Below are 11,998 nucleotides of genomic sequence, written 5' to 3'. Positions count from 1 at the left end.
GAGTCAGTGATTCGGGTGAGAGAGCGAAGCTAACACCGCTGTAGCGCCAAGGACGCAGGATAATTAGTAGTAAGAGTGCTCGCCGCGCTGATGCTCGGTCAAATCCCTCACGCCCTTCAATTCTGGGAATTTCTGCAACAGTTCTTTCTCGATACCCTCTTTCAGGGTGACATCGACCATAGAACACCCGTTACAGCCGCCGCCAAATTGCAGGATAGCCAATGCATCTGGCGTGATTTCCATCAAGGTGACTCGACCACCATGACCGGCCAGTTGCGGGTTAATCTGCGATTGTAGGACATACTCGACCCGTTCCATCAGCGGCGCAGTGTCATCCACTTTGCGCATTTTGGCATTTGGGGCTTTCAGTGTGAGCTGTGAACCTAGCTGGTCGGTGACGAAGTCGATTTCCGCGTCTTCCAGATAGGGTTTGCTCAGTTCATCAACATAGGCTGATATCTGCTCGAATTTCAGTTCAGTATCTGTTGCTTCAACCGCATCCGGTGGGCAGTAGGAGACACCGCACTCAGCGGTTGGCGTACCGGGGTTGATAACAAATACACGGATTTGGGTGCCTTCTTCTTGATTTGCCAACAGTTTGGCAAAATGAGATTGTGCTGCGTCTGTTATTGTGATCATGGCATCTGCTCAATAGTTGACTACTCTTGTCGGCTATAATACGCCCATTGTTAGGGTGACTACAAGGTTCGGCAAATACACCAAACCTGCAATGAGGCAATCCCCTCCGCCCATAATAGCTTGGCAATCTCATTCAGCGTACTGCCTGTCGTCACTACATCATCCAGCAGGGCAATATGTTGACCACGAATAGGCTCCATACAGCGAAATATTCCCCGTATATTTTCACGCCGCGCTGTGGCGTTGAGTTGCCGCTGGGGTGACGTGGCACGAATGCGCTGTAAGGTCATATTACTGTAGTGGCAGTTAAGCCAGCGGGCTAATGGCTGGGCTAACAGGTCCGTTTGGTTATAGCCACGCCGCCAATGACGCCAGCGGTGTAGCGGTACACTGATCACTCTTTCTGGTTTGATAACCTTGCCCTGACGCCACGCATCGAGCCAGTGTAGTAGTAGTAGGCGCGCTAATGCTGGGGCCAGTTGTGTGGCGCCATTAAATTTGAGTTTTTTTATCAGCCCATTCAACGGCGGGGCATAATCACTGACAAAAGTGAGGCTCCCCCACTCTGGTGGTGCGCGCAGGCAGCGGCCACAGGGGAGCTCAGTGTTGGTGCAGGGCAAACCACAACGTGGGCAACAGGGTGGTAACTTGGGCAGATGGCGACGGCAGTAGCAGCAGATGCCGTGCCATGGATGGTATAATCGTTGTTGGCATAGCCAGCATTGGCTAATGATTGTTAGCATATCCATCTCCTTATCCCCTTCGTCCTTGAAGCTGCAGGGGTGTTAGCTACACTCACTCACCCGAATCACTTACTGATGTAAGCTCATCGGGATGCGTTCACTTGCTGCCTACCTGCAACATCAATGACCTTGGGGATAGTCTTCGGCCTTGAAGCTGCAGGGGTGTTAGTTACACTCACTCACCCGAATCACTTACTGATGTAAGCTCATCGGGATGCGTTCACTTGCTGCCTACCTGCAACATCAATGACCTTGGGGATAGTGTTCGGCCTTGAAGCTGCAGGGGTGTTAGCTACACTCACTTACCCGAATCACTTACTGATGTAAGCTCATCGGGATGCGTTCACTTGCTGCCTACCTGCAACATCAATGACCTTGGGGATAGTCTTCGGCCTTGAAGCTGCAGGGGTGTTAGCTACACTCACTTATCCGAATCACTTACTGATGTAAGCTCATCGGGATGTGTTCACTTGCTGCCTACCTGTAACATCAATGACCTTGGGGATAGTCTTCGGCCGGGGCATTGCTCTATTTTCGTTAAGTCATTGAATCAGGCAAGATGCCTGACAGGATTGAGGCGATAGGATATTAGCGTATGAAACAACTTTATTGGAACATCTGCGGTGAAGGCGATCGCGATCTTGTGCTGTTGCACGGATGGGGGCTGAACGCGGGAGTGTGGCATTGCATCATTGATCGACTCTCCCCGCATTTTCGACTGCACTTAGTGGACCTTCCCGGTTATGGGCGCAGCAAAGAGTTTGGGGCGATGTCATTGCCTGAGATGGCCGCTACTGTTTTACAGCAAGCGCCACAACAGGCCTTGTGGCTGGGTTGGTCAATGGGCGGGCTGGTTGCCAGCCAGATAGCGTTGAGCCATCCAGAGCGCGTTGGTGGGCTGATCACGGTCTCTTCCTCACCCTGTTTTACCGCCGATAATGAATGGCCGGGTATCAGGCCAGAAGTGTTGGCTGGCTTCGAGCAGCAACTTAGCGAGGATTTTCAGCGCACGGTTGAGCGCTTTTTGGCGTTGCAGACTTTGGGAACGGAAAGTGCGCGGCAGGATGCCCGCTTATTGAAAGCGGTGGTGCTGCAACACCAGATGCCGGAGGTGGAGGTGCTGACCGGCGGGTTGGAAATTTTGCGCACCACTGATTTGCGGGAAGCGCTGAGCGCGTGCAGTCTGCCATTTTTGCGTATTTATGGTTATCTGGATGGGCTGGTGCCGCGCAAAGTGGCGTTGTTGTTAGATAGCGCATGGCCGCGCACGCAATCTGTGGTGATGAAAGGGGCCGCACATGCGCCATTTGTCTCTCATCCTGATGATTTTTCAAATTTAATTTTGGAGTTCGCACAACAACATCAGTGCTAAAACGGCGAGTAGTATCTTGGCTCACTGTTCAAGGTCGCATCATCGGGGTTTGTCAGTTGGCTGAGATGCCCGTCTGGGCATCTTTTCCCAAGATTAATGCTGATCTTTTAACTGATAAATCACGGTATGACATTGATTCTGCCCCTCAGGGCAACTTTTGCAACTGCCGGTCAGACACCCGCTATTATCTTGCTCAATACGTTCAATTTTGCCCATCGCCGTCAATCTCTCCAGCATCGCCTCAACCAGCGGTAACGGCGCTGCCAATTGTTGGCTGAGCTGATGGGCGTCCGCGCTGCCACTGAGGGCGATTGCATCGCGTAGTTGCAGTAAGCTTGCCATAGCACCTCCTCTTTTAGGCCAAATAGCCGTTAATGGTGATCATCGGTTAATGGCAGTCACTGCCTGAGCTTTGGCAACAACTGGCCGGGGTGCTGCTCTGTAATCTCATGGTGACTCGACTGCGCGCCCGCCGTAAGCCAAATAGAATCAGCGCATTAACCACAATCACTAATGTAATGATAGTTAGGCTCTGCTGTGGATGTTCGCGGAAAGTGGCTGCCTGATAGAACAGGGTTGCCAGTGAGTAAGCCACATTCAGCCCCCACAGAATCGAGAAGGTCATCCAGCCACGGCTGGTTTCACGCGCAATCGCTCCCATCACCGAGACACAAGGCACATACAGCAGCACAAATATCAGGTAGCTATAGGCGGCAATACTGGAGCCAAATTTGCTGCTCATCATGCCCATTGAACCGGCCGCCATTTCGCCATCACCTTTGCTGGCTTCAATCGGGTTAGATAACACACTGAGACTAAAGGTATCTTTTAACCCCTGCCAGGTGGTTTGCGCTGCGCCACCCAGTGCAGCCAGCAGGTTGAAGTTCTCTGCGTCAAAAGGCTGATTCTTGATCTGCTCAGCGGTGTAGAGGGTATTGAGTGTCCCCACCACCACCTCTTTGGCCATCGCACCTGTCACTAGCCCGACGGTGGCTTGCCAGTTATCACTATGCACCCCCATTGGCGTGAGCAAGGGCGTTAGCACTTTACTGACCGAGGCCAGCGCCGAGTCATTGATGCTATCCACCGCTTTGCCGCTGAAGGAGAAGCTATTCAGGCCGCCAATGAAGATACTGGCGATAACAATGACTTTCCCCGCCCGCAGGACAAAACCTTTCAGCCGCTGCCAGGTTTGCAATAACAAGCTTTTCAGATGCGGGACATGGTAAACCGGCAGCTCCATGACAAAGGGGGAAGCTTCACCGCGCATAATGGTGTATTTCAGCACCAGCCCGGTGAGAATGGCGACCGCGATACCCAACAGGTAGAGAGAGAAGACAATGCTAGCCCCCTCCTGCCCGAAGAAGGCGGCAGCGAAGACGGCAAAAATCGCCAGCCGCGCCCCACAGGACATAAAGGGTGCCATCATGATGGTAATCAGGCGCTCACGTTGTGCATCCAGTGTGCGTGCGCCCATAATGGAGGGCACGTTGCAGCCGAAGCCGACAATCAGTGGCACGAAGGATTTACCCGGTAATCCCAGCGCTTGCATTAAGCGGTCCATCACAAAGGCGGCGCGGGCCATATAGCCGGAGTCTTCCAAAAAGGAGAGAAACAGATACATCATGCCAATTTGCGGTACTAACGGCAGCACGGTATTAATCCCACCCCCCACGCCTTGGGCGAGGAAGATAGTGAGCCACTGCGGGAAATGCAGAGTATAACCGACCCATTGCAGCCCCTGAATAAAGATAGCCGCCGAGCCGATATCAAATATTGGCTGCAATGCGCCACCGATATTGATGGCCAATACGAACATTAGATACATCACAAACAGAAATATCGGGACACCTAACCAGCGGTTAAGGATCACCTTATCCAGCGCTTGCGTCAGGCGATTGGGTTCCGCCTGTTGCGAGTTGCCGACCATATCGCAGATGCGGGCAATGCTTTGATAGCGGGCATCGGCAATCACCAATTCCGGGTCTTCGTGCTGCTGCTCTCGCAGATTATTACGCGCCTGCTCAACCATCGAGGGGGCAATATTCGCGCGGGCTAAACTGTAGATATCACCTTCCAATATTTGCAGCGCGAGCCAGCGGCGCTGCTGCTCGGGCCAGGATTCAGGCATGGCCTGTACCAGCTTATCCACCTCATTGAGTAGCACGGCTGGATAGTTAACCAGTGCCTTGAAGGTGGCGGGCTGAAACTCATCAATACTACTTTTTAATTCATTGATGCCATGCCCACGGGTGGATACCAGTGGAATGACTGGGCAGCCTAATTGCTGCGATAACGCATTGATATCAATCTCGATATGCTGGCTTTTGGCAATATCCAGCATATTGAGTGCCACAATGCAGGGGATACCCAACTCGACCAATTGCAGTGTGAGATAGAGATTGCGCTCCAGATTCGCCGCGTCAATCACATTAATCAGCAGGTCAGCTTCGCCGCTCAGGATGTAGTGGCAGGCAATTTGCTCATCCAGCGAGGTTTGCTCGGAGATGGTCGTCAGAGAGTAAGTCCCCGGCAGGTCAACCAAGGTCACCTGATGTTGCGGGGTGGTGAAGTGGCCCTCTTTGCGCTCGACAGTGACCCCGGCCCAGTTACCTACCCGTTGACGGGCGCCGGTTAACTGGTTGAAAAGGGTGGTTTTACCCGCATTGGGATTGCCGATCAGGCCGATTGTGAGTGCTTTCATGATCCAACGTGTATCAGTAAATTTAAATTGAGCGGCAGCAAGGCATTTTCACCCGCCACAAGGCAGAAAAATAAGCAGGTGACCTGAGCTCTAGGGTTGTAGATCCAGTGTTAGCAGGTCTAAATCTTTTTTGCGGACCACCAGACTGACCCGACGGGTCTCTATCTGGATGGGGTCACCTAAGGGCGCGAGACGAACAACATTAAATGAGGAGCCGGGTAACATACCCAGTGATAACAATTTCTGCCGGTAAGCCGGGCTGATTTCAGGTGAGAAGCCGACTATTTTGTAGGAACGCTGCGGAATAAGATGCATAGGAGCCTCTTGATATATCGTTATTGGCTTACCAGAGTTCAGAGTAATGGTGATCTAAAAACTAATTGATAGAATAATGATAGTAATAATCGTTTTCATATTCAACTAACAGCAAATAATCAAAAGTAAATATTCGTTACGATTCTATTTTTAGAATTAATTAGTCTGATTTCTATTTGTGCCTGTTTTACCATCAAACCGCCGTGATCGCAAATGCGAATGATGAGTTAAATCAGTTAACTAAATGTTCTCTCCCGCACTGGCGCTACCGCTGCGTAACATAATTAGTCCGCTCTATTTTTAACTGAATAATATTTTCATTTTAATTAACCTACAGAATGCCATGGTAATTATTGATAATTTGAGGGTAATACCGGATGGAATTAAGTGTCATGTTAAGTGGGTTGTTAAATAAGTTCGGTTAATTGGTGATTCAAGCAGGTAACATGTAGCAAGATGAATGGCCTGCTAATTAATTTAAAAGATAAGTCCACGGTGTTATAGAAGAAAATAATATGAGAATAGGCGGCTACCACCGAGTGGGCACCCATCGGGAGTGAGAGAAAGGGCCACCGATGTGACCCTGAGGTCATTAACAAAGCCGCCTGAGCGGAGAGAACAGGCAGATCGTAAAGACGCCGTAAATCCCTCCCTGGAGGCTCGAGCCGCGCCCTCCCTGGCGCGGACGCTTTACTCTTCTGCCTATCCTCACCGTTATCGATCAAGTCATCAGAGTTTGTCAGTAGTCTGAGGGCCACCCATGTGACCCTGAGTAGACAAATCAGCGTTTTTTAAATGCCGCCGCCAGTGCATCGCTCATCGCGCTGTTGCCGCTTGAGCTACTCTCGGCGCGCCCTTTAGCTGGTGGGCGATTATTGGGTTCATTACTACTCCGTGGGCGGCTGGCACCACGGTTATCACTATTGGTGGTGGCGCGGCTTTCACCACTATTACCACGGCGCGAACCACTCTCACCCGGCTGCTCATCAAGACGCATGGTCAGGGCAATACGTTTACGCTGCAAATCCACTTCCATCACTTTCACTTTGACGATATCACCCGCTTTCACCACTTTATGCGGATCATCGACAAACTTATCTGCCAGTGACGAGATATGCACCAAACCATCCTGATGAACACCGATATCCACAAAGGCACCAAAATTGGTCACGTTAGTGACCGAGCCTTCGAGGATCATCCCGGGAGTCAGATCATTCATCGTTTCCACGCCTTCGGCAAAGGTCGCCGTTTTAAATTCCGGGCGCGGGTCACGGCCCGGTTTTTCCAGCTCGCGCAGGATATCGGTGACCGTCGGGACACCAAAACGTTCGGTGGTGAAATCACGGGCGTTGAGATTGCGCAGTGCGGCGGCATTCCCCATTAAATCCTGCAAGGCTTGCTCGGTGGCGGCCAAAATGCGCTCAACCACTGGGTAAGCTTCCGGATGCACAGTGGATGCGTCCAGCGGGTTATCGCCGTGATTGATACGTAGGAAGCCGGCACACTGCTCGAAGGCTTTTGGCCCAAGGCGGCTGACTTTTAGTAATTGCTCACGGTTATGGAAGCGGCCATTCTCATCACGCCAGTTAACGATATTTTGCGCCATCATGCGGGTCAGGCCGGCAACGCGGGTCAGTAATGGCACCGACGCGGTATTTAAGTCCACCCCCACGGCGTTTACGCAGTCCTCCACCACCACGTCCAGCTTTTTCGCCAGTTGGCTTTGGCTGACATCGTGCTGATACTGACCGACCCCGATGGATTTCGGATCAATTTTGACCAGTTCAGCCAGTGGATCTTGTAACCGGCGGGCAATCGAAACAGCGCCACGGATGGAGACGTCCAGATCCGGGAACTCCAGCGCCGCTAATTCAGAGGCGGAGTAAACCGAGGCACCCGCTTCGCTGACAATCACTTTTTGCGCGGTGACCGCCGGATACTGCTGTTGCAGCTCAGTAAAGAAGCGCTCGGTTTCCCGCGATGCTGTGCCGTTGCCGATAGCCACCAGTTCAACCTGATGCTTCATGCACAGGGCGGCCACAGTGGCGGCGGCTTTGGCGGCCTGCCCGGTGTGAGGGTAGATGGTATCGTAGGCGACCAGCTTGCCGGTGGCGTCCACCACGGCCACTTTCACCCCAGTACGCAACCCCGGATCGAGGCCCATGGTGGCGCGCATCCCAGCCGGTGCGGCCATCAGTAGATCTTGCATGTTACGGGCAAACACGTTGATGGCTTCGTCTTCGGCCCGCTCGCGCAGGGTGCTCATCAACTCGGTTTCCAGATGCATCAGCACCTTGATGCGCCATGTCCAGTTAACCACTGCTTTGCGCCAGGTGTCGGCGGGGGCGCTATTTAACCGCAGATCCAGATGATTGATGATGATCTGCTCGCCCTGACTCTCGCGTGGGGGTTCGTCAAACTGCGGATCAGGGTTCAATGCTAACTGCAACACGCCCTCATTACGGCCACGGAACATTGCCAATGCGCGGTGAGAAGGTACTTGGGAGATAGGCTCATGGTGATCAAAGTAGTCGCGGAATTTAGCGCCCTCCTGCTCCTTACCCTCTACCACTTTCGCCACCAGATGCGCGTTTTTCCACAAATATTGGCGCACTTTCGCCAGCAAAGTGGCGTCTTCAGCAAAGCGCTCCATTAGGATATAGCGCGCGCCATCCAGTGCGGCTTTGGTGTCCGCGACGCCTTTATCAGCATCGACATAAGCCAGCGCCACCTGTTCTGGCTCTTGCTGCGGGTCGCTCCATAAGCTGTCCGCCAGGGGTTCCAGACCCGCCTCAATGGCAATCTGCCCACGGGTGCGACGTTTCGGCTTATAAGGAAGATAAAGGTCTTCCAGCTCGGTTTTACTCATGGTGCCGTTGATGGCCCCGGCGAGCTGTTCGGTGAGCTTGCCCTGATCGTCAATGGATTTAAGAATGGTTTGGCGGCGATCTTCGAGTTCACGTAGATAACCCAAACGGCTTTCCAACTGGCGCAACTGGGTATCATCCAACCCGCCGGTAACTTCCTTACGATACCGCGCAATAAAGGGCACGGTATTACCTTCATCTAACAGGCTGATGGCGGAGCTAACTTGCTCCGGTCGGGCCTGTATTTCGCTTGCAATAATGCGGCTCAGTTGTTCATTCATAAGTCTAATATCGATTCTGATAGAGGAGTAGGGGAAAAATCACAGGGATAGTTATACGGATTGCGGCAAAAAATTGCCAGTGCTGCGGTGAGACCTGCGAGCCAGAGAAAGTATTGTTGTATCTCACCACTTTGTAGCAGGAGAGCTATCCCCAGCATACTATGTGAGGTGGTCAACTTAAGCTGGCCACCACAATGCCATTCACCAAGGTCGGCAATCATCAACAGAATCTCTGCTCGTGAAGCGGTATGGGTTGATAGCGGGGGCAACTCACTGGAGAGTAATGAAATCAACTTATTGGCAGAAAGTTGCGCTATATTGCGGTGGTAGGGAACCCAACCGAGATTGATTGGATAATTTTATGGCTAAAAGCAACTATATTACCCGTGAGGGCTGGCAGGCGCTGGATCGTGAGCTGCATTATCTGTGGCGAGAAGAGCGTCCGGTGGTCACGCAGGCGGTATCTGAAGCGGCGGCGATGGGTGACCGCTCGGAAAATGCCGAATATATTTATGGTAAGAAGCGGCTGCGGGAGATTGATCGCCGGGTGCGCTTTCTTACCAAGCGCCTGGAGGTGCTGAAAGTGGTCGATCCGGACCCGCGTCAGGAGGGCAAAGTCTTTTTTGGCGCTTGGGTACGGGTAGAGAATGAAGCCGAAGAGCAGCGTATCTTCCGTTTGGTCGGGCCGGATGAGTTCGATCCCGCGAAAAAATGGATTTCTATCGACTCACCAGTGGCCCGCGCTCTGATTGGCAAACAGGTGGATGATGAGGTGACGGTTCAGACACCCAATGGTGAGGCGACCTACTGGATTTTAGAGATTCGCTATCGCCCATTCGACGAAAGTGTTGATAATTAGGCACAACAATAAGCTTTGTAACAATTTCGACTAGAATTTATACCATAAATAGCTGTCTCTTAGAGTAAGTATTTCTAACAATGTGCAGATTCGGGCAATACGGCCTTTGGGAGTAATAAAATGCAAGAGAATCACAAGATTCTGGTCGTTGATGACGATATGCGCCTGCGTGCGCTGTTGGAACGTTACCTAACAGAGCAAGGTTTCCAGGTGCGCAGTGTCGCCAATGCTGAACAGATGGATCGCTTGCTGACCCGTGAGTCTTTCCACCTAATGGTACTTGATCTAATGCTGCCAGGCGAAGATGGCCTCTCTATCTGTCGCCGTCTGCGGAGCCAAAGCAACCCGATGCCAATCATTATGGTGACGGCGAAAGGTGAAGAGGTTGACCGTATCGTTGGGCTGGAGATTGGTGCGGACGACTATATTCCGAAGCCGTTCAACCCACGCGAGCTGCTGGCACGTATCCGCGCAGTATTACGACGTCAGGCTAATGAATTACCGGGCGCACCATCGCAAGAAGAAGCCATTATTGCATTTGGTAAGTTCAAACTGAATTTGGGCACCCGCGAGATGTTTCGTGAAGATGAGCCTATGCCACTGACCAGCGGTGAATTCGCGGTGCTGAAAGCTTTGGTGAGTCATCCTCGCGAACCGTTATCCCGCGATAAACTGATGAATTTGGCCCGTGGCCGTGAATACAGCGCGATGGAACGTTCCATCGACGTGCAGATTTCGCGCTTGCGCCGCATGGTGGAAGAGGATCCGGCGCACCCGCGTTATATCCAAACCGTATGGGGCTTGGGTTACGTATTCGTGCCGGACGGCAGTAAAGCATGAGGCGTTGGCGCTTTTCTCCCCGTAGCTCATTTGCCCGCACCCTATTACTGATTGTGACCTTGCTGTTTGTCAGCTTGGTCACTACCTATTTGGTGGTGCTGAATTTCGCTATTTTGCCCAGTTTGCAGCAGTTCAATAAAGTGTTGGCCTACGAAGTTCGTATGCTGATGACTGATCGGCTGCAACTGGAAGATGGCACGCTACTTGAAGTCCCGCCGGCGTTCCGGCGTGAGATTTACCGTGAATTGGGGATTTCGCTTTATACCAATGCCGCGGCAGAGGAGAGTGGCCTACGTTGGGCGCAGCACTACAAATTTCTCAGTGATCAAATGGCCCAGCAATTGGGGGGCCAACCGATGTTCGCGTCGAAGTTAACAAAAACTCGCCAGTTGTCTGGCTGAAAACCTGGTTGTCGCCAGATATCTGGGTGAGGGTGCCCTTAACCGAGATCCATCAGGGCGACTTCTCGCCACTGTTCCGTTATACCCTCGCCATTATGTTGCTAGCTGTTGGCGGCGCCTGGTTGTTTATCCGTATTCAGAATCGGCCCTTGGTGGAGCTGGAACATGCTGCTTTACAGGTCGGGAAGGGGATTATTCCGCCGCCACTGCGAGAGTATGGTGCCTCGGAGGTGCGCTCGGTCACCCGGGCATTTAACCAGATGGCCGCTGGCGTCAAGTTGTTGGCAGATGATCGAACCTTGCTAATGGCCGGGGTTAGCCATGATCTGCGTACCCCATTGACCCGCATTCGTTTGGCGACGGAAATGATGAGTGAAGCCGACGGCTACCTCTCTGAGTCGATCAATAAAGACATTGAAGAGTGCAACGCTATTATTGAGCAATTCATTGATTATCTGCGCACCGGACAGGAGATGCCGACAGAACCGAGCGATCTTAATTCAGTTTTGGGTGAAGTGATTGCGGCGGAAAGTGGTTATGAGCGGGTCATTGAAACGGATCTCTGCGCAGGCGAAGTGCTGGTGGATATCCATCCGTTATCCATCAAACGCGCCTTGGCAAATATGGTGGTGAATGCGGCTCGCTACGGCAATGGCTGGATCAAAGTGAGCAGTGGCACCGAGCTTCAGCGGGCGTGGTTCCAGGTAGAAGATGATGGCCCTGGCATCAAGCCAGAAGAGTTAAAGCATCTGTTCCAGCCTTTTGTCCGTGGCGATAGCGCCCGTAGCACTAGCGGGACTGGGCTGGGGCTGGCGATTGTGCAGCGGATTATTGATGCCCACGCCGGCTCGTTGGATATCGGCACCAGTGAGCGGGGTGGGTTACGGATTCGGGCGTATATTCCTCAATTAAATTATTTAACACTATCTAATAAGTCGTAGATTCGTATTTAAATCATCTTTAAGAATAATAGAATA

At 52.2% G+C, this 11,998-nt stretch carries 9 protein-coding genes and 1 pseudogene; 4 read left to right on the top strand and 6 right to left on the bottom strand.

Features of this window, described 5'->3' with window-relative positions; all coding sequences use genetic code 11:
* Positions 1-63: 63 nt before the first annotated feature.
* Complete coding sequence (nfuA, locus tag HRK25_RS05400; protein WP_004875174.1) at positions 64-639, bottom strand: Fe-S biogenesis protein NfuA; 576 nt, start codon at positions 637-639, stop codon at positions 64-66.
* Between the two features lie 59 nt (positions 640-698).
* Complete coding sequence (gene gntX, locus HRK25_RS05395) at positions 699-1,382, bottom strand: DNA utilization protein GntX (protein ID WP_049601219.1); 684 nt, start codon at positions 1,380-1,382, stop codon at positions 699-701.
* Positions 1,383-1,977: 595 nt separating this feature from the next.
* Here gntX and bioH point away from each other — a divergent pair.
* On the top strand, positions 1,978-2,754 hold the full coding sequence (bioH, locus tag HRK25_RS05390) for a pimeloyl-ACP methyl ester esterase BioH (RefSeq protein WP_032896744.1): 777 nt from the start codon (positions 1,978-1,980) through the stop codon (positions 2,752-2,754).
* Positions 2,755-2,847: 93 nt separating this feature from the next.
* On the opposite strand, the gene HRK25_RS05385 is transcribed toward bioH, so the two are convergent.
* From HRK25_RS05385 to HRK25_RS05370, 4 genes are all read right to left on the bottom strand, one after another.
* On the bottom strand, positions 2,848-3,096 hold the full coding sequence (locus tag HRK25_RS05385) for a FeoC-like transcriptional regulator (RefSeq protein WP_005271652.1): 249 nt from the start codon (positions 3,094-3,096) through the stop codon (positions 2,848-2,850).
* A gap of 46 nt (positions 3,097-3,142) precedes the next feature.
* Positions 3,143-5,458 (bottom strand): Fe(2+) transporter permease subunit FeoB, encoded by a 2,316-nt coding sequence (gene feoB, locus HRK25_RS05380; RefSeq protein ID WP_005271653.1) that lies wholly within the window; start codon positions 5,456-5,458, stop codon positions 3,143-3,145.
* A 90-nt stretch (positions 5,459-5,548) separates the two neighbouring features.
* A complete protein-coding gene (gene feoA / locus HRK25_RS05375) occupies positions 5,549-5,773 on the bottom strand; it encodes a ferrous iron transporter A (protein ID WP_004702177.1) in 225 nt (74 codons plus the stop codon).
* A 781-nt stretch (positions 5,774-6,554) separates the two neighbouring features.
* Complete coding sequence (locus HRK25_RS05370; RefSeq protein ID WP_005271657.1) at positions 6,555-8,921, bottom strand: Tex family protein; 2,367 nt, start codon at positions 8,919-8,921, stop codon at positions 6,555-6,557.
* Positions 8,922-9,282: 361 nt separating this feature from the next.
* On the opposite strand from HRK25_RS05370, the gene greB reads away from it, so the two are divergent.
* The 3 genes and pseudogenes from greB (at position 9,283) to envZ (ending at position 11,962) form a co-directional block, all read left to right on the top strand.
* A complete protein-coding gene (greB, locus tag HRK25_RS05365; RefSeq protein WP_005271660.1) occupies positions 9,283-9,780 on the top strand; it encodes a transcription elongation factor GreB in 498 nt (165 codons plus the stop codon).
* 120 nt (positions 9,781-9,900) lie between these two features.
* Positions 9,901-10,620, top strand: coding sequence for an osmolarity response regulator transcription factor OmpR (ompR, locus tag HRK25_RS05360; protein ID WP_004393220.1), 720 nt, complete (start codon positions 9,901-9,903; stop codon positions 10,618-10,620).
* Positions 10,617-11,962, top strand: a pseudogene (gene envZ / locus HRK25_RS05355) (two-component system sensor histidine kinase EnvZ). The gene ompR and the pseudogene envZ overlap by 4 nt, the downstream one beginning before the upstream one ends.
* Positions 11,963-11,998: the final 36 nt, after the last annotated feature.

It is taken from the genome of Yersinia bercovieri ATCC 43970 (assembly GCF_013282745.1).
Lineage (GTDB): Bacteria > Pseudomonadota > Gammaproteobacteria > Enterobacterales > Enterobacteriaceae > Yersinia > Yersinia bercovieri.
Note: the sequence above shows the minus strand (reverse complement) of the source record. Positions and strands in the feature narration are given on the sequence as shown.